The following is a 26,138-nucleotide window of genomic DNA, read 5'->3' as shown; positions in this document are numbered from 1 at the left end:
GATTGGATCGGGCGATGACCGGGTTGCCACCGCGCAAGCGGATCGAGGATGTGGAGCTGATGCGCGCGCTGGCGCATCCGCTGCGTGCGGCGCTGGTGGACCACCTGATGGCGGTGGGGCCGCGTACCGCGAGCGAATGCGCGACGGCCGTCGGTTCGACCGCGTCCAACATCAGCTGGCATCTGCGTCAGCTCGCCCAGCACGGCCTGGTCGAACGCGTCGAAGCCGAGGACGGGCGCGAGCGGCCCTGGCGCGCCTGTCAGGTCGGGATCGAGTTCGGGAACGACCCGGAATTGCGCGGGGCGCAGCTGGCCGTGGTCGGCACGACACTCGCGCGGGAGCGGGAACTGACCGAGCGCTACCTCGAAGCCGCGGACCGGCTGGAGAAGGAGTGGCAGGACTCCTCCGGCCTCACCACCTACTCGCTGCGGGTGACCGCCGCGGAACTGGACAAGCTGATCGAGGGGATCGACGCGCTGGTCCGGCCCTACGTCGGCGCGATCCGCGAGGACGCGCCGGAGGAGGCCCGGCCGGTGCACCTGGGATTGCGCGCGTTCCTCCGCCTCGACGCGGAGGGGAAGCCGAGCCGATGAAACCGTTGAAAGAGCCCGCCTTCCTGCGGCTGTGGATCGCCGCCTTCTTCTCCGAGACCGCCGAATGGATGCTGCAGATCGCGTTGCCGGTGTTCGTCTTCCGGGCCACCGGCTCCGCGGCCACCACGGCGTTGAGCATCGTGCTCGGACTGCTTCCCGCGGTGCTGCTCAGCCCGGTCGCCGGGGTGACCGCGGATCGCTGGAACCGGCGGCTGGTGCTGTGCGTGGTGTGCGCGGGGCAGGCGTTCGTGGCGCTGCCGCTGCTGTTCGTCGCGTCCGGCGGTCCGGTGTTCGTGATCTACGCGGTCATGGCGGGCCAAGCGGGGCTGGCCTCGCTGTTCGAACCCGCCCGCAACGCGCTTGTACCGGAACTGGTCGGCCCGGACGAGCTGACCGGTGCCAACGGCCTCATGAGCATCAACGGCAGCGTCGCTCGCCTCGTGGGTGGTTGGGCGGGCGGTCTGCTGCTCGGATTCGGTGGCCTGGGCTGGGTCGTGGTGGCCTACCTCGGCGTACTGGCGATCGCGTCGGCCCTGCTGGCACGTCCCTTCCGCCGGGCCGCGGCACCCGTCGCGGCCGGTCCGCACGAGCCGGTGGTGAAGGCGTGGCTCGACGGCCTGCGCGAGATCGGCCGGGAAGGGCGGCTGCGCGTGGCCGGTTTCGTCGTGGTCCTGACCTCGTTGGCGCAGGGCATGTTCCTGGTGCTGTTCGTGGTCTTCGTGCTCGACATCCTCGACGGCACCGAAGGCGACGTCGGCCTGCTGCGCGGTGTGCAGGCGCTCGGCGGGCTGGTCGCCGGATTCGCCGTCGCCACCGTCGCCCGCAAGGTCGCGCCCGCCGCCCTGCTCGGCTGGGGCGGGCTCGCGCTCGGCCTGCTGTCGGCGCTGATCTGGAACCTCCCGGCGCTCACGGCGTCACTGGGTGTCTACATCGGCCTCTTCGGGCTCGTCGGCGCGCCGGGGGTACTCGCCGGTTCCGGATTGCTGTCGCTGGTCCAGACGGCCGCGTCGCCGGAGCGGTCCGGCCGCGTGCTCAGTACGATGTTCGCCGGGATGGCGGGCTTCACCGCGCTGGGCGCGCTGCTGGCAGGCGGGCTGGTGAGCGTGCTCGGCAACGGTGTCCTGCTGAACGTCCAGGCGGGCCTGCACACCGCCTCCGCGCTGATCGTGCTGGGCGTGCTGGCGTCGGGTCGCTTACGCCGTGATGCGGTCTTGGCGGTTCCCCGGTCCGAGTGAAGCTACGGTGGTGGAGTGCCACATCTCTTCGCCACCAGCGACCTCCACGTCACCCATGAGGGCAACGCCCCGCTCGTCGACGAGGTCGTCCCCCGTACCTCCGACGACTGGCTGCTCGTGGCCGGTGACGTCGCCGAACGCGCCGAATCCGTGATCGGGGTGCTCAAGACCTTGCGGGAACGCTTCGCGAAGGTCGTCTGGGTCCCCGGCAACCATGAGCTGTGGACCACCCAGAAGGACGAATGCCAGCTGCGGGGCCAGGCGCGCTACGAGCACTTGGTCGAGCGATGCCGTGAGATCGACGTCCTCACCCCTGAGGATCCGTACCCGGTGTGGGAACACCAGGAGAAACCGCTGACGGTCGCCCCGTTGTTCGTGCTGTACGACTACAGCTGGCGGGCGCCGGCGGCCGAAGGACTGCCGATGCAGGCGGCCATCGACCAGGCGCGCGACGCCGGTGTGCTGTGCACGGACGAGTTCTTCCTGCACCCGGACCCGTATCCCAGCAGGCAGGCCTGGTGCGCCGACCGGGTGAAGATCAGCACCGAGCGGCTGGAGGCGATCCCGGAAGACCACGGGACGATCCTGATGTCGCACTGGCCGCTGCACCGTCACCCGACCGCGCCGCTGTACTGGCCGGAGTTCGCGTTGTGGTGCGGGACGACCGAGACCGAGGACTGGCACCTGCGGTTCCGCGCGGAGGTCGCCGTCTACGGGCACCTGCACATCCCGCGGTCCACCGAAGCGGACGGGGTGCGGTTCGAGGAGGTCTCGCTCGGCTATCCGCGGGAGTGGCGGAAGCGGGCACGAGGTCCGATTCCGCTGCGGCGCATCTTCTGACGCCCAGCCGCGCCATGCCCCGGCGCGAACCCTCAAGTACATGATGGCCCCCTTCCTTGCGCTAGGCGCAAGGAAGGGGGCCATCATGTACCACGCGCCACCGCGGGCCAAGGGCGGGAGCGCGACCTAGCCCCGTCCCGGCCCGTCCTGCCCGGGACGCCGCCGCCGCAGGTATCGCTCGAACTCGGCCGCGATCTTGTCCCCGCTCACGTCGTCCAGCGTGAACTCGGTTTCCGCGTCACCGCGCTCCTCGAGTCCCCGGACGTACTCGCTGATCTCCTCGTCCTCTTCGGCCATGTCGGTGACCGTCCGCTGCCACTCCTCGGCCTGCTCCGGCAGCGCGCCGAGCGGGATTTCGACGTCGAGGACGTCTTCGAGTTTGTGCAGCAGCGCGAGTGTGGCCTTCGGCGACGGCGGGTGGGAGACGTAATGCGGCACGGCCGCCCAGATCGACACCGCCGGTACGCCCGCCTGCACGCAGTAGTCCTGCAGAACGCCGACGATGCCGGTCGGGCCTTGGTAGTTGTTCAGCTCCAAGCCGAACTGCGAGGCGGTGTCCTTGTCGTAGGCCGTCCCGGTCACCGGGACGGGCCGGGTGTGCGCGGTGTCGGCCAGCAGCGCGCCGAGGGTGACGACGGTGGCGACCTCCAGTTGCTGGATGTACTCCAGCAGTTCGCCGCAGAAGGCGCGCCAGCGCATGTTCGGCTCGGGACCTTGGACCAGCACGACGTCCCGGCTGAAGCCTTCCGGGCGGCACACCGAGAGCCGGGTGGTCGGCCAGTCGACCCTTCGGGTGACACCGTCGACCATGCGCACGGTCGGTCTGCTCACCTGGAAGTCGTAATACTCGTCCGGGCTCAGCTCGCTCAGCGGTGTCGCATCCCAGTTGAGCTGGAGATGCTCGACCGCCCGGCTGGCCGCGTCACCTGCGTCGTTCCAACCTTCGAAGGCGACGATCATGATCGGCTTGGTCTCGTCCGGGTGGTCGCGGCCGGGTAGCTGGGTCTCGTCGACGGGCTCACTCACCGGACCAGCCTACGACCAGGCGGTCGTACCCTGTTGGGCATGTCCGATCGCCTTTCGTCACCGCTGCTCGACGCGCTGCGTACTCGAGTCCTGGTAGCCGACGGTGCGATGGGGACCGCGTTGCAGGCGCACGATCTCGGCCTGGACGATTTCGCCGGCCTGGAGGGCTGCAACGAGATTCTCAACGTCACCCGTCCGGACGTCGTCCGCAGTGTGCATCGCGGCTATCTCGAGGCGGGCGCCGACCTCGTCGAAACGAACACCTTCGGCGCGAACTACGCGAACCTGGCCGAATACGGCATTCCGGACCGGATTTTCGAACTGTCCGAGGTCGGCGCGCGGCTCGCCCGTGAGGTCGCCGACGAGTACGCCACCCCGGAGCGGCCGCGTTACGTGCTCGGGTCGGTCGGGCCGGGCACGAAGCTGCCGACGCTGGGGCACGCGCCGTTCACCACGCTGCGCGACGCCTACGTCGAGGAGGTCCGCGGGCTGCTGGCCGGCGGCGTGGACGCGATCATCGTCGAGACGACGCAGGACATCCTCCAGACGAAGGCCTCGATCATCGCCGCGCACCGGGCGATGAAGGCCGAGGGCAGGCGGGTGCCGGTGATCGCCTCGATCACCGTCGAGACCACCGGCACGATGCTGCTCGGCACCGAGGTCACCGCCGCGCTGGCCGCGCTGGAGCCGATGGGCATCGACCTGATCGGCCTCAACTGCGCCACCGGGCCCGCCGAGATGAGCGAGCACCTGCGGCAACTGTCCAAGCACGCACGCGTCCCGCTTTCGGTGATGCCCAACGCCGGGCTGCCCGAACTCGGCCCCGACGGCGCGGTCTATCCGCTCTCACCCGAAGGACTGGCCGAAGCGCTGACCGGCTTCGTCCGCGAGTTCGGCGTCGGGCTGGTCGGCGGCTGCTGCGGGACGACCGACGAACACATCCGGCAGCTGGCCGAAGCGGTCACGGACCTCCAGCCCGCCCCTAGGCGTCCCCGGCCGGAGCCCGGCGTGTCGTCGCTGTACCAGGCCGTCCCGTTCCAGCAGGACTCCAGCGTCCTGATGATCGGTGAGCGGACCAACGCCAACGGCTCCAAGGCCTTCCGCGAGGCGATGCTGGAAGGCCGCTTCGAAGACTGCGTCGAGATCGCCCGCGACCAGACCCGCGACGGCGCGCACATGCTGGACCTGTGCGTCGACTACGTGGGCCGCGACGGCGCGGCGGACATGGCGGAACTCGCCGGACGGCTGGCGACGGCGTCCACACTGCCGATCATGCTCGACTCGACCGAGGTCCCGGTGCTGCGCGCCGGGCTCGAACGGCTCGGCGGCCGGTGCGCGATCAACTCGGTGAACTACGAAGACGGCGACGGGCCCGGCTCCCGGTTCACCCGGGTGATGGAGATGGCCCGCGAGTTCGGTGCCGCCGTCGTCGCGCTGACCATCGACGAAGAGGGCCAAGCGCGGACCGCCGAGCACAAGACGGCGATCGCCGCGCGCCTGATCGAGGACATCTCCGGCAACTGGGGCCTGCGGCACAGCGACATCATCATCGACGCTCTGACCTTCACCATCGCCACCGGACAGGAGGAATCCCGCCGCGACGGCATCGAGACGATCGAGGCGATCCGCGAGATCAAACGCCGCTATCCCGAGGTCCAGACCACGCTGGGCCTGTCGAACATCTCGTTCGGGCTCAACCCGGCCGCCCGGCAGGTGCTGAACTCGGTGTTCCTGCACGAATGCGTGCAGGCGGGGCTCGACACCGCGATCGTGCACGCGTCCAAGATCCTGCCGATGGCCCGGATCCCGGACGAGCAGCGGGCGGTCGCCCTCGACCTCGTCTACGACCGCCGCCGCGAGGGCTACGACCCCTTGCAGGAGCTGATGGCGCTCTTCGAAGGCGTCAGCACCGCGTCGTCCAAGGCGTCCCGCGCCGAAGAGCTGGCCGCACTGCCGTTGTTCGAGCGGCTGGAGCGGCGGATCGTCGACGGCGAGCGCAACGGACTCGACGCCGACCTCGACGCGGCGCTCGAACAGCGTCCGGCGCTGGAGATCATCAACGACACCCTGCTGGCCGGGATGAAGACGGTCGGCGAACTGTTCGGCTCCGGGCAGATGCAGCTTCCGTTCGTGCTCCAGTCGGCCGAGGTGATGAAGGCCGCCGTCGCGCTGCTCGAACCGCATATGGACAAGGAAGAGGACTCCGGCAAGGGCCGGATCGTACTCGCCACCGTGCGCGGCGACGTCCACGACATCGGCAAGAACCTCGTCGACATCATCCTGTCCAACAACGGCTACGAGGTGGTCAACCTCGGCATCAAGCAGCCGATCACGACGATCCTGGAGGCCGCCGAGGAGAACGCGGCCGACGCCATCGGCATGTCCGGCCTGCTGGTGAAGTCGACCGTGATCATGAAGGAGAACCTGGAGGAGATGAACTCCCGCGGGGTCTCGGCGCGATGGCCGGTGTTGCTGGGCGGGGCGGCGCTCACCCGGTCCTATGTGGAGAACGACCTCGCGGAGCTCTATCTCGGCGACGTCCGCTACGCCCGCGACGCGTTCGAGGGGCTGCGCCTGATGGACGCGATCATGGCGGCCAAACGCGGCGAATCGCCCATCGTGGACGCCGAAGCCGAGCGGAAACGGCGGGAGCGTAAGGAACGCCGGGAGCGGTCCCTGCGGATCGCCGAGGCGCGCAAGGCGAAAAAGGTGGCCGAAGAGTCCGAAGTGGACCTTCCGGCCCGGTCCGACGTCGCCACGGACGTCCCGCTTCCCTCTCCTCCGTTCTGGGACACCCGGGTGGTGAAGGGGATCCCGCTGGCCGACTACGCCGCCATGCTCGACGAACGCGCGACGTTCATGGGCCAGTGGGGGCTCAAAGGCGCCCGCGGTGACCAGGGACCGACGTATGAGGAACTGGTCGAATCCGAGGGACGGCCGCGGCTGCGGTACTGGCTGGACCGGCTCACCGCGGACGGCGTCCTCGCGCACGCCGCCGTCGTCTACGGATACTTCCCGTGCGTCGCCGACGGCGAGGACGTCGTGGTCCTGACCGAACCATGGCCGGACGCGCCGGAGCGGCTGCGCTTCACCTTCCCCAGGCAGCGGCGCGACAGGCGGCTGTGCCTCGCCGACTTCTACCGGCCGCGCGGGCAGGCGCTCGCCAACGGGGAGGTGGACGTGATTCCGTTCACCCTCGTCACCATGGGGCAGCCGATCGCCGACTACGCCAACGAGCTGTTCGCCGGGAACTCCTACCGGGACTACCTGGAGGTCCACGGCCTCGGCGTGCAGCTCACCGAGGCGCTGGCCGAGTACTGGCACCGCCGGGTGCGTGAGGAACTGCGCTTCGCGGGCGGCGCGGCGGTGGCCGAGGAGGACCCGGACGACGTCGAGGAGTTCTTCCGACTCGGCTACCGTGGGGCTCGGTTCTCCCTGGGATACGGCGCCTGCCCGAACCTGGAGGACCGGGCGAAGATCGTCGAGCTGCTCCGCCCGGAGCGGATCGGCGTGAAGCTGTCGGAAGAGTTCCAGCTGCATCCCGAACAGTCGACCGACGCGATCGTCTGCCACCACCCGGAGGCGAAGTACTTCAACACCTGACCGTGAAGGGGGAGCCGTGACCGCACCGTCCACACCGGACGGACTCGCCGCCGTGCTGTGGGATATGGACGGCACGCTGGTCGATTCGGAGAAGCTGTGGGACGTCGCGCTCTACGAGGCGGTCGAATCCCTCGGCGGCACCTTGACCGAGCAGCAGCGGCTGAGCCTCGTCGGGTCCAATATGGACGACACGGCCGCGTTCCTGCTCGAAGTGTGCGCCAAACCCGTCACACCCGAGTCGATCGTGGAGATGGGGCAGTGGATCCGCGAGCGCACGGCCAACCTCTTCGACGGACCCCTGCCGTGGCGGCCCGGCGCGCGGGAACTGCTCGACCTGCTGCGCGCGCACGGTGTGCCGATGGCGCTGGTCACCTCCACCGAACGGTCGCTGACCGAACTCGCCCTCAACACCATCGGCCGAGGGTATTTCGCGGCCACCGTCTGCGGTGACGAGGTCGATGGGCTGAACAAGCCGCACGCCAGGCCGTATCAGCTGGCGACGGAGTTGCTGGGAGTCCAGGCTTCCCGGTGCGTCGCCATCGAGGATTCGCCGCCGGGCGCGGCTTCCGCGGCCGCGGCGGGGTGCACGGTGGTGGTGATCCCGAACGACGTCGACGTCGAGCCGGGGGAGCGGCGCGTGTTCCGTTCCTCGCTCGTCGGCCTCGACGTGCCGGGTTTGACCGCGCTCCTGCCCTGACCTCGATGTCGCATTTTCGCTAGACCCCGGCCGCGTGGTCGGTGATGCTGGCTGGGTGCATGAGGACTTCGAGCGTTGCGTCCGGGCGGTACAGGCGAAGGACGACCGTTTCGACGGCTGGTTCTTCACCGCCGTCCTGACGACGCGGATCTACTGCCGGGCGAGCTGCCCGGTGGTCCCGCCCAAACCGGAGAACATGAGGTTCTACCCGAGTGCGGCGGCCGCGCAGGAGGCCGGGTTCCGCGCCTGCAAACGCTGCCGCCCGGACGCCAGTCCCGGTTCGCCGCAATGGAACGAGCGGGCGGATCTGGTGGCCAGGGCGATGCGGCTGATCGCCGACGGCGTCGTCGACACCGACGGAGTGAGCGGGTTGGCCACCCGGCTGGGCTACAGCGTCCGGCAGGTCGAGCGGCACGTGCGCGCCGAACTCGGCGCGGGCCCGCTCAGCCTGGCCAGGGCGCAGCGCGCGCAGACGGCGCGGCTGCTGATCGAGACCACGAGCCTGCCGATGATCGACGTCGCGCTCGCCGCCGGATTCGGCAGCGTCCGGACTTTCAACGACACCGTCCGCGAGGTCTTCGCGTTGTCCCCGACGGAGTTGCGGGCGCGAGTGCGCACCGCGCCTGCGGTCGCGCCCGGGACGCTGAACCTGCGCCTGCCTTATCGGAAGCCGTTGTTCCCGGACAACCTGTTCGGGCATCTCGTCGCGACCGGTGTCCCCGGCGTCGAGGAGTGGCGCGACGGCGCCTATCGCCGGACACTGCGGCTCCCGCACGGTCCCGCCGTCGTGGCGCTCAAACCCGAAGACGGCCACATCGGCTGCCGTCTCACCCTGTCGGACCTGCGCGACCTTTCGACCGCGATCAGCCGCTGCCGCCGCCTGCTCGACCTCGACGCCGACCCGCTCGCCATCGACGACCTCCTGGCCGCGGATCCGCTGCTCGCGCCGCTCGTGGCCGCCGCGCCGGGCAGGCGGGTGCCCCGGACCGTCGACGGCGACGAGTTCGCCGTCCGCGCCGTGCTGGGGCAGCAGGTGTCGACCGCCGCCGCGCGGACGCACGCCGCCCGGCTGGTGCTCGCGCACGGCCGGCCGATCGACGACCCGGACGGCGGCCTCACCCACGTCTTCCCGGATCCCGCCGCGCTCGCGGAGATCGACCCGGAAAGCCTCGCCATGCCACAGAGCCGCAAGCGGACGCTGCTCGGTCTCGTCGCCGAGCTGACCGGCGGTGACCTCGACCTCGGAGCGGGCAGCGACTGGCAGCGCGCCCGGGAACGGCTGCGCGCGTTGCCCGGCTTCGGGCCGTGGACCGTCGAGAGCATCGCGATGCGCTCGCTCGGCGACCCGGACGCCTTCCTGCCGACCGACCTCGGCGTCAAGGTCGCCGCGAAGGAGTACGGGCTGACCCCGGCCGCCCTCGTCGCGCACGGCGAGCGCTGGCGGCCCTGGCGCGCCTACGCCGTCCAACACCTCTGGGCGACCGGGGATCACCCGATCAACCGGCTGCCCGCCGCCTGAGTTCGCAAGGAGCGCCATGCGCACGCATACCGTCATCGCCACCCCGTACGGCCCGGAGACCTTGGTCGCGGAGGGCGAAAGCCTCTGTGGGCTCTACATGGTCGGGCAACGCCATCGTCCGGCGGAGGAGACCTTCGGCGAGCCGGATCCCGGAGCGCCGATCTTCGTGGAGACCGAGAAGCAGCTGAAGGAGTACTTCGCCGGCCAGCGGAGGGACTTCGACCTCCCGCTGAGTTTCGCCGGTACCCCGTTCCAGCGGATGGTCTGGGAAAGCCTGTGCGAAATCCCGTATGGCGAGACGGTCTCTTACGGCGCACTCGCGAACCGGCTCGGACGGCCCACCGCCGCGCGGGCGGTCGGCCTCGCGAACGGCAAGAACCCGATCGGGATCATCGTGCCCTGCCACCGCGTCATCGGCTCGAACGGCGACCTCACCGGCTACGGCGGCGGAATCGACCTCAAGCGGCAGCTGCTCGACTTCGAACGGGGAGGCGCCACGCTGTTCTGAGCGCGTTCACGGACACGGAGGTGTGACGCCGGTGTCACCACCCTGGGCCGGGGCAGCGCGGTCGCGGTGCGGATGGAAGGATCTCGGACCGTGAAGACCTTCGATGAGCTGTTCGCCGAGCTTGCCGACCGCGCGGTCACGCGCCCCGACGGTTCCGGCACGGTCGCCGCGCTGGACGCTGGAGTGCACGCCCAGGGCAAGAAGGTGCTCGAAGAAGCGGGCGAGGTGTGGATCGCCGCCGAGCACGAATCCGACGACAGGCTCGCGGAGGAGATTTCACAGCTGCTGTACCGGGTGCAGGTGCTCATGCTCGGCCGCGGGCTGACGACAGAGGACGTGTACCGGTACCTGTGACGCGCTCGCGTCCCGGAGAACCAAGGAGAAGCAATGCTGCGTGTCGCCGTGCCGAACAAGGGAGCCCTCGCCGCCGCCGCGTCGGAGATGCTCGGAGAGGCCGGCTACCGCAAGCGACATGAGGCCCGCGACCTGACCGTGCTGGACACGGTCAACGAGGTCGAGTTCTTCTTCTTGCGTCCGAAGGACATCGCGATCTACGTCGGATCCGGCGAGCTGGATCTCGGCATCACCGGCCGCGACCTCGCGCTCGACTCCGGCGCGCCGGTCGAGGAGATCCTCGGCCTCGGCTTCGGCGGTTCCACCTTCCGGTACGCCGCGCCGGCGGGCAGGGACTGGAAGCCCGAAGACCTGCAGGGCAAGCGGCTCGCGACGTCGTACCCGCGGCTCGTCCGGGAGAACCTGAAGCAGCACGGGGTGGAGGCGGAGGTCATCCGCCTCGACGGCGCCGTCGAGATCTCGATCCAGCTCGGCGTGGCCGACGCCATCGCCGACGTCGTCGAGTCCGGTCGTTCGCTGCGCCAGCACAACCTGGTGGCCTTCGGTGACCCGATCTGCGTGTCGGAGGCGGTGCTGCTGCAGCGCGCGGGCACCGATCACACCCGGCCCAAGGACCAGCTGAAGGCGCGGCTGCAGGGCGTCGTCTTCGCCCAGCACTACATGATGCTGGACTACGACTGCCCGCGTTCGCTGCTCGACGCGGCGATCGCGATCACGCCGGGCCTCGAATCGCCGACCGTCGCGCCGCTTGCGCACGACGACTGGGTGGCCGTGCGGGCGATGGTCCCGCGCAAGGAGGTCAACCGGATCATGGACGAACTCGCCGAGACCGGCGCGAAGGCCGTCCTGGCTTCGGATATCCGGGCCTGCCGCCTCTGACCCCCGGTCAGGGTCACTCGGTCACAGACGCCATGAAAGGTCCTTTCCTTGCGAAATTCGCAAGGAAAGGACCTTTCATGGCGTTGGCTACCGGGGCCGGTTCGGCTTCTTCGGCATGAGGTCGTAGAGCTTCTTCCGCGCGCCGTTGTCGTTGGCGCTGCGGGCCACCGAGACCTCGGTGATGAAGTCTTCGAAGACGAACTCCTCGTCCGCGGGCACGATCGCCGCCGCCGGATGGTTCCGCAGATATCCGTCCAGCGTTTCCGCGATCTCCCGGAACGACAGTGCCTGCAGGGTTTCCGGTGCGTAGGTCGTCACGGGCACACCGTGCGCGGCGGCCTCGTTCATCACCACGCCCAGCGGGACGTGCGAAAGCATCGGGATTCCGAACGTGTACAGCTCCTGGAGCGCCGCCGCCGCGTAATGCGAGATCGGACGGCGGTACAGCCCGGGAACGAGGCCGTAGTAGGCGATCGGCGGACGGCCGACGGTCTGTTCGACGTAACGCACCTGGTCCGAGAGCAGGCGCAGCGCGCGGATACTCGTGCGGTCCGGCTGCACCGGAACCAGGATCCCGTGGGAGGCGGCGAGCGCGTTGTTGGTCAGCACGTCGAGCGCGGGCGGGCAGTCGATGATGATGTGGTCGTAGTTCGCGAACTGGATCACCCTGGCCAGCTGCCAGCCCGGCACCCGGAACTGGTCGAGCCGTCTGATCAGGTCGAACATGCCCGGCGACGTCGGGATGACGTCGAACGCGCCGCCGCGGCCGATGTTGCTGCGCGGATGCCGGACGGCGAGTTCCTCGATCGGGCCCTTCCACACCTTGGTCAGGGCTTTCGCCAGGCTGGGCGCGTCCGGCGCCACCTCGTCCAAGCCGAGGAGTTCGGTGGTCGCGTGTCCTTGTGGGTCGAGGTCGATCAGCAGCACCCGGCGACCGCGTTCGGCCAGTGCGGCCGACGCGCCCACGCTGAGTGAGGTCTTGCCGACCCCGCCTTTCTGGTTGACCACCGAGGTGATCTGCATGCCGAAGCGCTCCCTGCGTCTGTTGTTCCGGGAAGGCTATTGGAAACACGCCGAGAAAGCGCGTCTATGAGCCCGCCTGTCGCGGCCGCACGAGCAACGCCTGCGCTCCGGAGCCGAGCGGGCCGGACGCGTCGTGCAGCGTGGTCGTCGCCGTGCCGATGCCGTTCGGGCCGACCAGGGTGGCCGCGTCGACGCCGATCCAGTCACCCAGTGGTGGACGGCGCAGGTGCACTGTCAGCTCCGAGTTGATGAACCACCACTCGCGGGGATCGAGGAAGTTCGAGATCCCGTTGCCGGAGTCCGCCAGCACGAACAGCCGCTGCAGCGCGCTCGGCTTCTCCCCGTCCACGAGAGCGACGCGCTGTCGTCCCCAGACCGTCGCGGGGCCGGGTTCGTCGAGCGCGCCGCGGACACGCCGCCACTCGACAGCGCCGAGATAGCCGCCGTGCCAGCCTTCGGGCCAGCTCGACGCCGGGAGCTCGTCCGGCGACGGCAGGGCCGGGCCTTCCGAAGTGGCCACCGGCGTGGTGTCCGAGGTCGCGATGCGCCACGCGGAGGCCCGCGCGACGGCGCGTTCGCCGTGGACGAGTTCGGCCTCCAGCCACTCGACCGACCGGCCAGGCCGCTTCACCGCCGCCCGCACCGAAAGCTCCTCCAACGGCGCCGGGCCGAGGATCTCGATCGTCACTCGCGCGAGCTGGCTCGCGTGCGGTGCCTCGATCTCCTCCAGCGCGCGCACCAGCAACGCCGACGGCGGCCCGAAGTGCTGCGCGTCCGGGGTCCACGGGCCCGCGGTGTGCTCGGTCGGCACGAACTTTCCGTCGCCCGAGGGGACGTAGAAGGCTTCCGTCACAACAGACACTCTAATCCGCACGGTCCAATACGGACTCCTCGCCGGGATCCGGTTCGGGCCAGCCGGGATAGGGCGGGGGAGTGCCGCCGTACTGCGGGCAGACCGCCTGGTGATCGCACCACGCGCAGAGTTTGCTCGGATTGGGCCGGAAATCGCCGGTCTTGCCCGCTTTGAGGATCGCCTGCCAGATCGCTTCGAGCGTGCGCTCGAACCGGATCAGCTCGGCCTCGTCGGGGGTGTAGGCCAGTGACTGCCCGTCGGTGAGGTACATGAGTTTCAGCTGGCGCGGCACGACACCGCGCAGCCGCCACAGGACCACGGCGTAGAACTTCATCTGGAACATCGCCTTGGCCTCGCCGATCTCGCGGGGCGCGGCGCCGGTCTTGTAGTCGACGACGCGGATCTCGCCGGTCGGCGCGACGTCCAGCCTGTCGACGTAACCCCGCAGCAGCACTCCGGAGCCCAGCTCGATCTCGACGTGCAGCTCACACGCCTCCGGCTCCAGCCGCCGCGGGTCTTCGAGCCCGAAGTAGGTGTCGACGAGCTGCTCGGCCGAAGCGAGCCACGAGGTGACCGCCTCGGGATCGTCCTGATCGAACAGCTCGATCCATTCCGGGCGTTCCGCGGACAGTTCCCGCCACGCCGGCGCGAGCAACTCCTTGGCCTGCGGGGGAGTGCGATCGGCCTGGGGAAGGGAGAACAGGCGCTCCAGCACGGAATGCACCAGCGTGCCGCGCAGCTGGGCCTTCGTCGGGATCTCGGGCAGTCTGTCCACCGCACGGAACCGGTAGAGCAGCGGGCACTGCTTGAAGTCGCTGGCACGCGACGGGGACAGGGCCGGCCGACGGCGCGGGACTTCGGCGCCGGGCGGCGGATCGGCGGTGACCGTGTCGGTGTCGGGCATGGTGGGAGGGTAGCGCCGGGTACCGACAGTTCCGTGGCCGCGACGCACCGGAGCGGGCATGACCGACACCACCCGGACGGGCAGGGCGGGTTACCGGCACCCCACACCTGGACATCTACGCTCTGCACATGGCGGTGACGGGTGAGCAGGGCCCGCCTCGACGAGGCGTGGCGCCGGACGGTGGATTCCTGCTGTTCCGCGTCTCCGGCATCCCCGTGCTGCTCGCGCCTTCGTGGTGGATCGGCTCCCTGATCATCGTCGTCCTCTACACGCCGTTGGTCGGACGGCTCCTGCCCGGCGCGACGACGCTGACCTCGTGGCTGCTGGCGGCCGCGTTCGCGGTCCTGCTCGGACTGTCGGTGCTGGCACACGAACTCGGGCACTGCCTGGTGGCGTTGCGCCTGGGCATCCCGGTCCGGCGCCTGCGGCTGTTCCTCCTCGGCGGTCTCTCCGAGGTCGCCAGGACACCACGCCAGCCGCGGCACGAAGGACTCGTCGCCGCCGCGGGACCGGTGGTTTCGTTGCTGCTCGGCGGTTTCTGCGGGCTGCTCATGTTCGCCGTCCCGCCGGAAAGCGCGGCCTGGCTGCTCATCGCCGAATGCGCCGTCGCGAACTTCGCCGTCGGGATCTTCAATCTCCTGCCCGGCCTGCCGCTCGACGGCGGACGACTGGTCCGCGCCGGCGTCTGGGCCGTCACCGGACGCCGCGACAAGGGTACCCGCGCCGCCGTCGTAGGTGGCGGTCTCGTCGCGGCGGGACTGGTCATCTGGGCGTTGTGGGGACTGGCGGCGGGCAGCGAGGACCGCTGGCTCCGGCTCGGCGTCTGCGTCGTGACAGCGTGGTTCGTGATCCTCGGCGCGCGAAGCGAACTCGCCGCCGAAGCGCGTCGAGGCTGGCCCGAAGGCGTACGGCTGAGCGAACTCGTCCGGCCCGTTCTCCAGCTTCCCGCGGAAAGCCCCGTCTCGGACGCGCTGGCCGCTTCGGCGGGCCGCGGGGTCGTCCTGGTGCGTGCCGACGGCGTCGCGGCCGGGCTGCTCGACGAGACGGCCGCCGCGCAACTGGCCGGAACCTCGCCGCACGCGCCCGCGGAGATGGCCGCGGAGCCCATCCGCGCCGACACCGTGCTGCTTTCCTCGGAGTCGGGGGAGGAGATCGCCGAGCGGGTCCGGGAAACCGCCGCGTGGCAGTTCCTCGTCGTGGACGACGAAGGCAGGCCCGCGGGAGTGCTCCGGCGCGAGGACCTGCGCGCCGCGATGACCCGGAGCCGACCCCCGGCGTAGCGCGATCCGGCCACCTGCGAGGATCGATCGTCGATCAAGTGTTTGCGCTATGGAGGTTCAGTGTCGGTCCGTGGGCCGTTTCGTGTTGGTGACCGGGTTCAGCTGACCGACTCCAAGGGGCGGCACTACACCATGGTCCTCGCCGAGGGACAGCAGTACCACACCCATCGCGGCGCGCTGGCGCACGACGACGTGATCGGGGCGCAGGAGGGTTCGGTCGTCACTTCGGCAGGCGGCAGCCATTATCTGGCGCTGCGGCCGCTGCTGCCGGACTACGTGCTGTCGATGCCGCGCGGCGCGCAGGTGATCTACCCGAAGGACGCCGCGCAGATCGTGATGTGGGGCGACATCTTCCCGGGCGCGCGGGTGCTCGAAGCCGGTGCCGGTTCCGGGGCGCTGACCTGTTCGCTGCTGCGGGCGGTCGGCTCCGAGGGCACCGTGCAGTCCTACGAGATCCGGGACGACCACGCCGAACACGCCGAACGGAACGTGGAGAAGTTCTTCGGGACCAAACCGGACAACTGGTCGCTGACGGTCGCGGATCTTTCGACGCACACCGGCGAGGTCGACCGGGTGGTGCTCGACATGCTCGCGCCCTGGGATCAGCTGGAGACGGTCGCCGCGCATCTGGTGCCCGGCGGCGTGCTGACGGTTTATGTGGCGACGGTCACACAGCTGTCGCGGATCACGGAAGCCTTGCGGGATCAGCAGTGCTGGACCGAGCCGGAGTCGTGGGAGACGCTCATGCGGCCGTGGCACGTCGTGAGCCTCGCGGTGCGGCCGGATCACCGGATGGTCGCGCACACCGCGTTCCTGCTGACGGCGCGCCGTCTCGCCGACGGAACCGTTTCGCCGCGTGTCCACCGCCGCTCCGGCAAGGGCTGACGCGGGTCGTGAGTGGCAGGACGGTTAGAACCGTCATTACCACAGAGGACGCATTCAGGGAAAATATCCGCTTGCGTCTAGCCTGATTGTCTTCTCAAGGCCGTGAAGGCCTCCTTCCCTACTCTGAAGGTGGGGAAGGAGGCCTTCACGGCACGCACCACTTGCCGTCCCGCTTCTTCAGTGGGAACGGGGTGTCCTTCTGACCGCCCGCGCCTTCGACGTGGACGGTCACGGTGGCCGAGTCGCCGCCGACCGACGGCGGATCCGGGACGGTCGCGCTCACTTTGCCCGCGGCCTCCCACTTCCGCTTCAGCTCGGCCAGCGAGGCCGACGACTGCTGGACGCAGGTGAGCTTGCCGAACGCCGTCGCGTCGTGGTTCACGATGGCCGCGGCGATCGCCTTGCCGACCACCTCGACCGCGGCCACGTCCGGATCCACCGGGACCGGACGGGACGAGCTCGGCCCCGGAGGAGCGGGCGCCGTGCTCGACGCGGCCGGGCCGGAGCCGGACGGGGCCACCAGCAGCAGCCCCACCACGACACCCACCACGACCGCGCCGCAGCCGGCGAGAACGGCGATCAGCCTGCTGGACACCGGCTTCGGGTCAGCTCTTGCCGCCGGTGAAGCACCAGAGGTCGGACTCCTTCTTGAAGTTCAGGTTGCCCGTGTCGACCTTGGTGCCCTGGGTGACCTTGGCCGGGAGCTTCGCGGTGTCGCCGCTGATCGTCATCTCCCCGGTCTTCTCCATCTTGATGTCCTTGCCGATCGGCACCTCGTCCTTGGTGTTCACGCTGCGGCAGGCCGATTGCGCGACGGTCTTGCCGTCACCGGCGTTGTAGGCGGCGATGACGGCGTCGGCCACTTCCTGCGGCGTCGCCTTGCCCAGCGGCGCCGGGCCGGATCCCTTCGGGGTGCTCGGCGAGCTGGACTTGGTCCGGGTCGAGGAGGACGACGACTTCGGCGCCGAGGACGAAGCGGAACCCGTCGGGGCGGCGCTGCTGGAACTGGCGGGCGGTGCGGCGGTCTTGTCCCCGTCGTCGGAGTTCAGCGCGATGACCAGCGCGGTGACCCCGCCGCCGACCAGGACGACCGCGCCGATCGCGATGCCGACGATCAGCCCGGTCTTCTTTTTCTTCGGCGGCTCACCGTAGCCGCCTTCCTGCGGGTAGGCGTTGTAGCCGCCCTGTTGCTGACCGTAGGGATCCGGCTGGCCGAACTGCTGCGTGGCGCCGGGATATCCCGGCTGGGGCTGGGCCCCGCTCTGCGGGTATCCGCCCTGCTGGCCGTACTGGTCCGGCCCGTACTGACCGGGTTGCTGGCCGTACTGGCCACCCCCGGGGTATCCCTGTTGCGGCTGGGGGCCGCTCTGCGGGTACCCGCCCTGTTGGCCGTACGGGTCCTGCCCGTAGCCGCCGGGCTGCTGCGGCGGGTAAGTCATGGCTGTTGCCCCCTAGCTGTTCTGCGAAAATGCTCAACACGACAGGCCGGTCCGCCGACCCGGCGAACGTCGGCCCGATGCTAGCCATCGACCCGGATCGCCGCTCGATTAGGGCCGAACTGATACCGGAAACCCGTTTGCACCCGTACGGAGCCGGGTATTCCGGCGCAGGTCAGAGCAGGTGGACGGATTGTGACCATGGGAGTGTCGGACCCGGCACCGGGATGGCCTCTTGCGCGGCGGGAACGTACGTGCAGTCGAGGTCCCCAGAACGCGACGCGCCGATCTTGTGATGCGGAAAGGCCTTTTATTGTCGGTGATCGCCGGTACCGTGGAATGAAAAGCACTCCGAGGAGGTGCCCGATGCATCATGACCTTCCCGGAGGTCGGCGCGAGGAGGCCGACCCTTCAGAAACGACCGGAGCTGGAACAACGTCCGACGAGCAGGCACGTCAGATTCGCTTCCTCGAGGAGGAAGTGGCCTTGCTGCGCCGGAAGCTCACCGATTCGCCACGTCAGAACCGAGTGCTGGAGCAGCGACTCGCCGAAGCGTCGGAACGCGTGAGCCAACTCACCGAACGCAACACGAAGCTGGTCGAGACGCTCCGCGAGGCGCGTGGCCAGTTACTGGCGTTGCGAGAGGAGGTCGACAGGCTGGCCCAGCCTCCGAGCGGTTACGGCGTGTTCATGACCGCTTACGAGGACAACACGGTGGACGTCTTCACCTCGGGCCGGAAGATGCGGGTTTCGGTTTCACCCGCGGTCGAGGTCTCGACCCTGCAGCGCGGACAGGCGTTGCGGCTCAACGAGGCACTCACCGTCGTGGAAGGCGGCGACTTCGAGAAGATCGGCGAGGTCTGCGCGTTGCGCGAGGTACTGGCCCCGGACGTCGAGGGCGGCAGCCCCCGTGCGCTCGTGGTCGGGCACGCGGACGAGGAGCGGGTCGTCCTGCTCTCCGATCCGCTGGCCGAACAGCACCTCAAGCCGGGCGATTCCCTGCTGGTGGACTCGAAGGCCGGCTACGCCTACGAGCGCGTGCCGAAGGCGGAGGTCGAGGATCTCGTGCTGGAGGAGGTGCCCGACGTCCGTTACGAGGACATCGGTGGCCTCACCCGGCAGATCGAGCAGATCCGCGACGCCGTCGAGCTTCCGTTCCTGCACGCTGATCTCTACCAGGAGTACCAGTTGCGCCCGCCGAAGGGCGTGCTGCTCTACGGGCCTCCTGGCTGCGGTAAGACCCTCATCGCCAAGGCAGTGGCCAACTCGCTCGCCAAGAAGGTCGCGGAAGCCCGCGGCGACAAGGCGGACGGGAAGTCCTACTTCCTGAACATCAAGGGTCCGGAGCTGTTGAACAAGTTCGTCGGGGAGACCGAGCGGCATATCCGCCTGATCTTCCAGCGGGCTCGGGAAAAGGCCTCCGAAGGCACCCCGGTGATCGTGTTCTTCGACGAGATGGACTCGATCTTCCGCACCCGCGGTTCGGGCGTGTCCTCCGACGTGGAGACCACGATCGTCCCGCAGCTGCTCTCGGAGATCGACGGTGTCGAGGGCCTGGAGAACGTCATCGTCATCGGCGCCTCCAACCGTGAAGACATGATCGACCCGGCGATCCTGCGGCCGGGCCGGCTCGACGTCAAGATCAAGATCGAGCGTCCGGACGCCGAAGGCGCGAAGGACATCTTCTCCAAGTACCTGTCCGACGGTCTGCCGATCCACGCGGACGACCTCGCCGAATTCGGCGGCGACCGCCGGGCGACGTTCGACGCGATGATCCAGCACACGGTCGAGCGGATGTACGAGGAGACCGACGAGAACCGGTTCCTCGAGGTCACCTACGCCAACGGTGACAAGGAGGTCCTGTATTTCCGTGACTTCAACTCGGGCGCGATGATCCAGAACATCGTGGACCGGGCGAAGAAGTCGGCCATCAAGTCGGTGCTGGAAACCCAGCAGCCCGGTTTGCGTGTGCAGCATCTGCTGGACGCGATCGTGGACGAGTTCGCGGAGAACGAGGACCTGCCGAACACGACCAACCCCGATGACTGGGCCCGGATCTCCGGTAAGAAGGGCGAGCGGATCGTCTACATCCGCACGCTCGTCACCGGCAAGAACCAGGATTCCGGGCGGGCGATCGACACCGCCACGAACACCGGTCAGTACCTGTAATACGAAACCGAAGGGGCTCTTCACCGCATGCCATGTGGTGAAGAGCCCCTTCGGTGTGTCTTACGCGGCTACGGGTTCCGCGGTTTTCTTGCGCGGGCTCAACCGGCCGTGCGCGGCCAGGATCCCGAGGACGACGAGCAACGCGCCGACAGGCTGGTTCCATGCCAAGGGTTCGTCGAGGACCAGGACACCGAGCAGGACACCGACGACCGGTGTGAGGTAGGTCACCGCCGAGGCGTTCGACGCGCCCCAGGCCGCGATGATCGACGCGTTCCAGGCGTAGGCGAGCCCTGTGCCCAGCGCGCCGAGTGCGATCATGCTCAAGACGATCGGCGTGTCGAGGCGCACCGGCGACGTCGCGATGAACGGCGCGAGTGCCAGCATCACCACGGCGCCGCAACAGACCTGGCCGAGCGCGATGGTCGGCGCGTCGAGGTTGCGCCAGGAGATGAACCGCCGGACGTAGACGAACGAGATTCCGTAACACGTGGTCGCGCCCAGGCACGCCAGCTGCGCCGTCAGCTCGTGGGAGACGTCGATCCCTTGCCAGACCCCGACGATCGTGAGCACGCCGAGGAAGCCGAGGAGCAGACCCGTCGTGCGGGCCTTCGTGAACCGCTCGGACGGCAGGGCCGCCGCGGCGATGAGCATGGTGATCAGCGGGGTCGTGGCGTTGAAGATGCTGGCGAGCCCGGAGGAGATGTACTGCTCGGCCCAGGAGAACAACAGGAACGGGATGACGCACAGCAGCACGGAGAGGACCGCGAGGTGACCCCAGAGCGCCGGATCACGGGGGAGTGGCTTGCGCCGCCAGGCCGCGATGGCGATCAGCGCCAGCGCGCCGAGGCAGACGCGGGAAAGCGCCACCTGTGCGGGCGACAGGCCGGTGAGACCGACCTTGATGAACAGAAAACTCGCACCCCACACGATCGCGAGTGCCGCGAACCGGATCGCGATACTGAAACGTCCCAATTGTCCTTCTCCTGAATCCTCAAGCTCCGGGCTCAGTGAATCCGGAAACCTCCAAGTACTCCAGCGGATTTCGGACGCTGTGTCCGAGCTCTCCGGCGCGCCGCCGGTCACCGACGTGCGTATAACGCCCTATACTTCGGGGTTGTGAGCGAATCCTCCGGGCGCCCGCGCGCGCCGATCACCGAAGCCGATGTCCTGGCATGGTTGGAAACGACGGCGGCCGCCGTCGGAGCGGGGGAGGTGAGCGCTCCCGAACTCATCGAACTGCTGGGTGAGTTGCGGCGCGCCTCCGCGGCCTGCGCCGACGCGTCCGACTGGGCACTGCTGGCCGCCAGGGAAGAGGGCGCCAGCCTCCGCCAGATCGCGCCCGTCTTCGGCAAGGGTTACGTTCGGGCCCCGGCCGCCCGCCTCGAAAAGCTCCATCGGCAGGCGCAGAACTCGAGCCAGTGGCTCGCGATCCTCCGCCACAAGAACGAAGGAACCCGGTGACCCACTCGGAAAGCCCCGTCGGCGAACGGATCGCCGTCGGACTGGCCGCGCTCGGCAGGCCCGCGTACATCAATCTCGGCCGGGTCGACGCGCTGCCGCCGGGACGCGGGTTCGACGCGATGCGCGCGGCGACCTACGACGTGCTCGACGACGCGTACCGCGCGGGCGTCCGCTGGATCGACGTCGCCCGTTCGTATGGTTCTTCGGAGGAGTTCCTCGCCGGGTGGCTCGCCGATCGCGCCCACGACGACGTCACCGTGTCGAGTAAATGGGGCTACCGCTACGTGGGGGAGTGGCAGCTCGACGCCGACGTGCACGAGGTCAAGGAGCACACCGCGGCGCGGTTCGCCGAACAGTGGGCGGAAACCGTTGACCTGCTGGGGAAAGCGGTGTCGCTCTACCAGGTCCACTCGCTCACTGTGGACAGTCCGCTGTTCACCGACGAGCGGTTGATCGGCGCGCTGGCCGAACTCGCCGCCGACGGTGTCCCGGTGGGATTCTCCACGTCCGGACCCGCGCAGGCCGACGCGGTCCGCCGCGCGTTCGAGCTGGCAGTGGCCGGCACGCCGGTCTTCAGTGCCGTGCAGTCGACGTGGAACCTGCTCGAACCTTCGGTCGGCCCGGCGCTCGCGGAGGCACACGCGGCCGGGAAACGGGTCCTGGTCAAGGAAACCGTCGCGAACGGACGCCTGGTGGTCGAACCGCCGCCGGTACTCGCCCGGATCGCGCGGGAGCACGACGCGGGCCCGGACGCGGTGGCGATCGCGGCGGTGCTGGCGCGGGAGTGGCGGCCGGTGGCGGTCATCGGCCCGTCGAGCACGGCGCAGCTCGCGGAGAATCTCCTTGCCACGAAGGTGAAGCTGACCGCGGACGAGCTGGCGGAGCTGGACGGGCTCGCCGAAGAACCCGCCGCCTACTGGCGGCACAGGTCCTGCCTCGGCTGGCACTGACGGGCTGGTCTAGTCTCGCGGCAAACCACTGGCGGGACACCGGGGAGGCTTGAGGGTGCGTCATCGGCAGGTGCTCGCGGTGGCGACGGTCGCGTTGTTCGGCTTGTCGGGCTGCGCCGACCGTCCCAACGACCTCGACACCTATTACGACGACCCGGCGCCGACGCCCACGGTCGAGCCCACGCGGCCTTCGGTCAAGCCGCAGGCCGCGCCGGTGCCGCCGTCGACCGCGGCCCCGGTCCCCGCGGCGGTTTCCGCCGCGTTGCTGACCGACGAGGACGTCGCCGAGGAAGAGGTCGTCCCCGGCGAGAGCAAGGTGTCCGGCTGTCTGACCGGCCTCACCCGCGGCACGAGCCGCTCGACGGCGTGGTCGTACCCGAGTGGCTCGATGCTGGAGCATCAGGTCACCGAGTACACCGACCGAGACGCCTCCGACGTCGTCACCCAGGCGGTCTGTGAGGGCAAGAAACTCACGCTGACGAGGCAGCCCGGCGTCGAAGCGCAGCGCGCCTGGTGCGAAGGCACGACGTGCACGGTGTTGCTCGCCAAGGGGAAGCTCGTTTCCGCGCTCAGCGTGACCGCCGGGACCGAGGCGCGGGCGACCGACGCGGCGCGTCGGTTGCTGCCGATCGTGGTGCGGCGCCTCCGTTCGGCCTAGCGGGCGGCTTCCCGCCGGAACCACTCCAGCGCGCCGAGCCGTCCGTCCGGGACGAACCGGCTCTCCGGATCCTCGAGCCACGAACGCAACTCGTCCAGCGTCAGCCATCGTCCTTCGACGACTTCGGACGGCTGATGCACGAAGAGGCCGTCCCAGCGGGCCTCGAAGGCGAAGTTGTGGCAGCGGATCGTGCCGTCGTCGGTGATGTGGACGAAGAGCGGCTGTAGTTCCACTCCGTGAACACCGAGTTCTTCAGCCAGTTCGCGGCGCGCGCAGTCCTCCGGGGTCTCGCCCGCCGCGACGATGCCGCCCGCCCAGCAGTCCCAAGTGGAGGGATAGACGTCCTTCGTCGGCGTGCGCAGGTGCACGTAGACGGAGTTTCCGTCACTCGAACGGACCAAGACGACGCCGGCGGCGTGCCACAGGTTCTCGGCACGCACCCGGGAGCGGGCGGCTTCCCCCACGGCGGTTCCGCCGAGGTCATAGAGCGCAACGAGTTCGTCACTGCCTGACATGGGGGGCATCGTCGCACGGCCCCGACCCCGTAGGGTGGTGGGTATGCGGCGGATCATGGGAACCGAAGTCGAGTACGGCATCGCGGTGCCGGGCGACGCGACGGCGAACCCGGTACTCACCTCGACCCAAGTCGTACTGGCCTACGCGGCCGCGGCCGACATCCCGCGGGCGAGGCGGGCGCGATGGGACTACGAGGTCGAATCGCCCTTGCGTGACGCCCGCGGGTTCGACCTGACCGGGCCGAGCGGCCCCGGGCACGACCCGGACGTCGAGGACCTCGGCGCGGCCAACGTGATCTTGACCAACGGCGCCCGGCTGTACGTCGACCACGCTCACCCGGAGTACTCGGCGCCCGAGGTGACGAACGCGCGCGACGCGGTCATCTGGGACAAGGCGGGCGAACGGGTCATGGAGGAGGCGGCGCGCAAGGCGGCCACCGTCCCCGGCCAGCCCCGGTTGCAGCTGTACAAGAACAACGTCGACGGCAAGGGCGCGAGCTACGGCACGCACGAGAACTACCTGATGCAGCGGTCGACCCCGTTCACCGCGGTGATCGCCGGGCTGACGCCGTTCTTCGCCTCCCGACAGGTGGTGACCGGTTCGGGCCGGGTCGGTATCGGCCAGCAGAGCGAGGAAGCCGGTTTCCAGCTCTCGCAGCGCTCCGACTACATCGAGGTCGAGGTCGGCCTGGAGACCACGCTCAAACGCGGGATCATCAACACCCGCGACGAGCCGCACGCCGACGCGGACAAGTACCGCAGGCTGCACGTCATCATCGGGGACGCGAACCTGGCCGAGTACTCGACCTATCTCAAGGTGGGGACGACGGCGCTGGTGCTGGACCTGATCGAGGCGGGCATCCGGTTCGACGACCTCAAGCTGGACGAGCCGGTGCGCGCGGTGCACCAGATCAGCCACGACCCGACGCTGAAGGCGAAGGTGTCGCTGGCCAACGGACGGAAGTACACCGGGCTGGACCTGCAGTTCGCCTATCACGAGATCGCGTCGGCGAATCTGGAGCGCACCGGCGCGGACGAGGCAGCCAAGGAGGTCCTGCGGGTCTGGGGCGAGATCCTGGACGCGCTGGCGCGGGATCCCCAGGAATGCGCGGACAGGCTGGACTGGCCCGCCAAGCTGCGGTTGCTCGAGGGCTACCGCGCGCGGGACCAGCTGGGCTGGGGCGCGCCGCGATTGCGGCTGGTCGACCTGCAGTACTCGGATGTCCGGCTGGACAAGGGCCTGTACAACAGGCTCGTCACCAGGGGCTCGATGAAGCGCCTGGTGACCGAGGAGGAGGTGCTGGAGGCGGTCACGACGCCGCCTTCGGACACCAGGGCCTATTTCCGGGGCCGCACGCTGGAGAAGTACGCCAACTCCATCGCCGCGGCGTCGTGGGATTCGGTCATCTTCGACGTCGGCAGGGAATCGCTGGTGCGGATCCCGACGTTGGAGCCGCTGCGGGGCACGAAGGCGCACGTGGGGAAGTTGCTGGACGACTCGGCGACCGCCGAGGAGCTGGTGGAGGCGCTCACCGGTTCGGACTAGCGGGTTTTCCTTTCCTCAGTGTTAAGCGATCACGGATCCCGCGGAATGTCGGGACCGCTGGGTAGGCTAGGAAACATCGGCCACACCGGGAGGCGAGATGGCTCAGGAAAAGATCGAAAAGCACGGCGGCGGCGACTCGGACGAAGAGTTCGAGGGCGGCGGTCCGGCCGGCCAGGAGCGACGCGAGAAGCTCGGTGAGGACGTCGACACGATCCTCGACGAGATCGACGACGTACTCGAGGAGAACGCCGAGGACTTCGTTCGCGCGTACGTGCAAAAGGGCGGCGAGTAGCTCGTCTTCCGGCGGCCCCCGCGGCCGCCGGTGCGGAGCCGGCGGATCACACAGATTGGAACTTTGAGCACGTATGGAACACACCTCGGGTAAGTCGGCGCTGCCCGCCGCGTACTTCTCGTCTGCGACCTCGTCGTTCTCGGATTTCCTTCGGGCGCAGGCGCCCGAGCTGCTGCCCGAGCGGCGGGCCGCGGCGGGGGCGGCGGGGCTCGCCGCGCCGCACGGTACGACGATCGTCGCGGTCAAGTTCGCGGGCGGGGTGCTGATCGCCGGTGACCGGCGGGCGACGTCGGGCAACCTGATCGCTTCGCGCGACATGGAGAAGGTGCACGTCACCGACGAGTATTCGGCGGTGGGGATCGCGGGTTCGGCCGGGCTGGCGATCGAGATGGTGCGGTTGTACGCGGTCGAACTGGCGCACTACGAGAAGATCGAGGGTGTCTCGCTCTCGCTCGACGGTAAGACGAACAAGCTGGCCGGGCTGGTGAAGTCCAACCTGGAGATGGCGATGGCAGGCCTGGCCGTGCTGCCGCTGTTCGTCGGCTACGACCTCGAGGCGGAGGACGCCAAGCACGCGGGCAGGATCGTGTCGTACGACCCCACGGGCGGGCGCTACGAGGAGCGCGCCGGGTATCACGCCATCGGTTCGGGTTCGCTGTTCGCGAAGGGCGCGCTGAAGAAGCTCTACGACCCCGACGCGGACGCCGAAGGCGCGATCCGCGTGGCGGTCGAGGCGCTGTACGACGCGGCGGACGACGACAGCGCGACCGGCGGGCCGGATCTGGTGCGCCGGATCTTCCCGACGGTCGTCACGGTCACCGCGGAACAGGGTGCCGTCGCCGTGCCGGTGGAGCAGACGACCGCGGTGGCCGAGGCCGTCGTGGCCGCGCGAGCCGAGCGCGGGCGCTAGGC

The 26,138-nt window shown here is 69.3% G+C and carries 26 protein-coding genes; 18 read left to right on the top strand and 8 right to left on the bottom strand.

Features of this window, described 5'->3' with window-relative positions:
• Positions 1-14: 14 nt before the first annotated feature.
• Genes AVL48_RS02205 through AVL48_RS02195 form a run of 3 tightly spaced genes read left to right on the top strand, consistent with a single transcriptional unit; the run spans position 15 to position 2,668 of the window.
• Complete coding sequence (locus tag AVL48_RS02205) at positions 15-593, top strand: ArsR/SmtB family transcription factor (protein ID WP_061986599.1); 579 nt, start codon at positions 15-17, stop codon at positions 591-593.
• Positions 590-1,828: an MFS transporter gene (locus AVL48_RS02200; protein WP_061986597.1), complete on the top strand. Its 1,239-nt coding sequence runs from the start codon at positions 590-592 to the stop codon at positions 1,826-1,828. Before AVL48_RS02205 ends, AVL48_RS02200 begins: the two co-directional genes overlap by 4 nt.
• Before the next feature lie 15 nt (positions 1,829-1,843).
• A complete protein-coding gene (locus tag AVL48_RS02195; RefSeq protein WP_061986595.1) occupies positions 1,844-2,668 on the top strand; it encodes a metallophosphoesterase family protein in 825 nt (274 codons plus the stop codon).
• A gap of 126 nt (positions 2,669-2,794) precedes the next feature.
• Here AVL48_RS02195 and AVL48_RS02190 read toward each other — a convergent pair whose 3' ends face one another.
• The gene (locus tag AVL48_RS02190; protein WP_061986593.1) at positions 2,795-3,694 is read right to left on the bottom strand and encodes a PAC2 family protein; all 900 of its coding nucleotides are present in this window, start codon (positions 3,692-3,694) and stop codon (positions 2,795-2,797) included.
• Positions 3,695-3,733: 39 nt separating this feature from the next.
• Here AVL48_RS02190 and metH point away from each other — a divergent pair, with 39 nt between their 5' ends.
• From metH to hisG, 6 genes are all read left to right on the top strand, one after another.
• Positions 3,734-7,297, top strand: a complete 3,564-nt coding sequence (gene metH / locus AVL48_RS02185; RefSeq protein WP_061986589.1) for a methionine synthase — start codon at positions 3,734-3,736, stop codon at positions 7,295-7,297.
• 16 nt (positions 7,298-7,313) lie between these two features.
• Positions 7,314-7,994 carry an HAD family hydrolase gene (locus tag AVL48_RS02180; protein ID WP_082857513.1) on the top strand — a complete coding sequence of 227 codons (681 nt, stop codon included), beginning with the start codon at positions 7,314-7,316 and terminating at the stop codon, positions 7,992-7,994.
• 55 nt (positions 7,995-8,049) lie between these two features.
• Entirely contained in the window at positions 8,050-9,513 is a 1,464-nt protein-coding gene (locus AVL48_RS02175; protein ID WP_061986587.1) for an AlkA N-terminal domain-containing protein, read from the top strand.
• A 16-nt stretch (positions 9,514-9,529) separates the two neighbouring features.
• On the top strand, positions 9,530-10,021 hold the full coding sequence (locus AVL48_RS02170; RefSeq protein WP_061986585.1) for a methylated-DNA--[protein]-cysteine S-methyltransferase: 492 nt from the start codon (positions 9,530-9,532) through the stop codon (positions 10,019-10,021).
• A 90-nt stretch (positions 10,022-10,111) separates the two neighbouring features.
• The gene (locus AVL48_RS02165; RefSeq protein ID WP_061986583.1) at positions 10,112-10,375 is read left to right on the top strand and encodes a phosphoribosyl-ATP diphosphatase; all 264 of its coding nucleotides are present in this window, start codon (positions 10,112-10,114) and stop codon (positions 10,373-10,375) included.
• Between the two features lie 33 nt (positions 10,376-10,408).
• Positions 10,409-11,254 (top strand): ATP phosphoribosyltransferase, encoded by an 846-nt coding sequence (gene hisG / locus AVL48_RS02160; protein ID WP_061986581.1) that lies wholly within the window; start codon positions 10,409-10,411, stop codon positions 11,252-11,254.
• 87 nt (positions 11,255-11,341) lie between these two features.
• On the opposite strand, the gene AVL48_RS02155 is transcribed toward hisG, so the two are convergent.
• The 3 genes from AVL48_RS02155 to AVL48_RS02145 form a co-directional block, all read right to left on the bottom strand.
• Positions 11,342-12,277 (bottom strand): ParA family protein, encoded by a 936-nt coding sequence (locus AVL48_RS02155; protein WP_061986579.1) that lies wholly within the window; start codon positions 12,275-12,277, stop codon positions 11,342-11,344.
• Positions 12,278-12,341: 64 nt separating this feature from the next.
• Positions 12,342-13,130 carry a thioesterase family protein gene (locus tag AVL48_RS02150; RefSeq protein ID WP_061986577.1) on the bottom strand — a complete coding sequence of 263 codons (789 nt, stop codon included), beginning with the start codon at positions 13,128-13,130 and terminating at the stop codon, positions 12,342-12,344.
• Between the two features lie 10 nt (positions 13,131-13,140).
• The gene (locus AVL48_RS02145) at positions 13,141-14,034 is read right to left on the bottom strand and encodes a RecB family exonuclease (protein WP_061986575.1); all 894 of its coding nucleotides are present in this window, start codon (positions 14,032-14,034) and stop codon (positions 13,141-13,143) included.
• A 128-nt stretch (positions 14,035-14,162) separates the two neighbouring features.
• On the opposite strand from AVL48_RS02145, the gene AVL48_RS02140 reads away from it, so the two are divergent.
• A complete protein-coding gene (locus tag AVL48_RS02140; protein WP_061986573.1) occupies positions 14,163-15,314 on the top strand; it encodes a site-2 protease family protein in 1,152 nt (383 codons plus the stop codon).
• 60 nt (positions 15,315-15,374) lie between these two features.
• Entirely contained in the window at positions 15,375-16,199 is an 825-nt protein-coding gene (locus AVL48_RS02135; protein WP_061986571.1) for a tRNA (adenine-N1)-methyltransferase, read from the top strand.
• A 145-nt stretch (positions 16,200-16,344) separates the two neighbouring features.
• Here the strand turns inward: AVL48_RS02135 and AVL48_RS02130 are convergent, their stop codons facing one another.
• Together AVL48_RS02130 and AVL48_RS02125 are read right to left on the bottom strand one after the other, a co-directional pair.
• Positions 16,345-16,794 (bottom strand): hypothetical protein, encoded by a 450-nt coding sequence (locus AVL48_RS02130; RefSeq protein WP_061986569.1) that lies wholly within the window; start codon positions 16,792-16,794, stop codon positions 16,345-16,347.
• A gap of 10 nt (positions 16,795-16,804) precedes the next feature.
• The gene (locus tag AVL48_RS02125; RefSeq protein WP_061986567.1) at positions 16,805-17,638 is read right to left on the bottom strand and encodes a hypothetical protein; all 834 of its coding nucleotides are present in this window, start codon (positions 17,636-17,638) and stop codon (positions 16,805-16,807) included.
• Positions 17,639-18,001: 363 nt separating this feature from the next.
• Here AVL48_RS02125 and arc point away from each other — a divergent pair, with 363 nt between their 5' ends.
• Positions 18,002-19,804, top strand: coding sequence for a proteasome ATPase (arc, locus tag AVL48_RS02120; RefSeq protein WP_061986565.1), 1,803 nt, complete (start codon positions 18,002-18,004; stop codon positions 19,802-19,804).
• Between the two features lie 60 nt (positions 19,805-19,864).
• Here arc and AVL48_RS02115 read toward each other — a convergent pair whose 3' ends face one another.
• On the bottom strand, positions 19,865-20,776 hold the full coding sequence (locus tag AVL48_RS02115; protein WP_061986563.1) for a DMT family transporter: 912 nt from the start codon (positions 20,774-20,776) through the stop codon (positions 19,865-19,867).
• Positions 20,777-20,920: 144 nt separating this feature from the next.
• Here AVL48_RS02115 and AVL48_RS02110 point away from each other — a divergent pair, with 144 nt between their 5' ends.
• From AVL48_RS02110 to AVL48_RS02100, 3 genes are read left to right on the top strand one after another with little or no spacing between them, the layout of a single operon-like run.
• Complete coding sequence (locus AVL48_RS02110; RefSeq protein WP_061986561.1) at positions 20,921-21,265, top strand: hypothetical protein; 345 nt, start codon at positions 20,921-20,923, stop codon at positions 21,263-21,265.
• On the top strand, positions 21,262-22,215 hold the full coding sequence (locus AVL48_RS02105) for an aldo/keto reductase (RefSeq protein WP_061986559.1): 954 nt from the start codon (positions 21,262-21,264) through the stop codon (positions 22,213-22,215). Before AVL48_RS02110 ends, AVL48_RS02105 begins: the two co-directional genes overlap by 4 nt.
• Positions 22,216-22,270: 55 nt before the next feature.
• Positions 22,271-22,873 (top strand): hypothetical protein, encoded by a 603-nt coding sequence (locus tag AVL48_RS02100; protein WP_061986557.1) that lies wholly within the window; start codon positions 22,271-22,273, stop codon positions 22,871-22,873.
• Here the strand turns inward: AVL48_RS02100 and AVL48_RS02095 are convergent.
• Positions 22,870-23,388, bottom strand: coding sequence for an NUDIX domain-containing protein (locus AVL48_RS02095; protein ID WP_061986555.1), 519 nt, complete (start codon positions 23,386-23,388; stop codon positions 22,870-22,872). The two genes, AVL48_RS02100 and AVL48_RS02095, sit on opposite strands and share 4 nt — an antisense overlap.
• 43 nt (positions 23,389-23,431) lie before the next feature.
• Here AVL48_RS02095 and dop point away from each other — a divergent pair, with 43 nt between their 5' ends.
• The 3 genes from dop to prcB all read left to right on the top strand — a co-directional run bounded on the left by dop (position 23,432) and on the right by prcB (position 26,136).
• Positions 23,432-24,934 carry a depupylase/deamidase Dop gene (dop, locus tag AVL48_RS02090; RefSeq protein ID WP_061986553.1) on the top strand — a complete coding sequence of 501 codons (1,503 nt, stop codon included), beginning with the start codon at positions 23,432-23,434 and terminating at the stop codon, positions 24,932-24,934.
• A gap of 97 nt (positions 24,935-25,031) precedes the next feature.
• Positions 25,032-25,226: a ubiquitin-like protein Pup gene (locus AVL48_RS02085; RefSeq protein WP_005150863.1), complete on the top strand. Its 195-nt coding sequence runs from the start codon at positions 25,032-25,034 to the stop codon at positions 25,224-25,226.
• Between the two features lie 73 nt (positions 25,227-25,299).
• Positions 25,300-26,136: a proteasome subunit beta gene (gene prcB, locus AVL48_RS02080; RefSeq protein ID WP_061986551.1), complete on the top strand. Its 837-nt coding sequence runs from the start codon at positions 25,300-25,302 to the stop codon at positions 26,134-26,136.
• The last annotated feature ends 2 nt before the right edge of the window (positions 26,137-26,138 follow it).

It is taken from the genome of Amycolatopsis regifaucium (assembly GCF_001613935.1).
In the GTDB taxonomy this organism is placed as follows: domain Bacteria; phylum Actinomycetota; class Actinomycetes; order Mycobacteriales; family Pseudonocardiaceae; genus Amycolatopsis; species Amycolatopsis regifaucium.
This window is presented reverse-complemented; position numbering and strand designations above follow the sequence as displayed.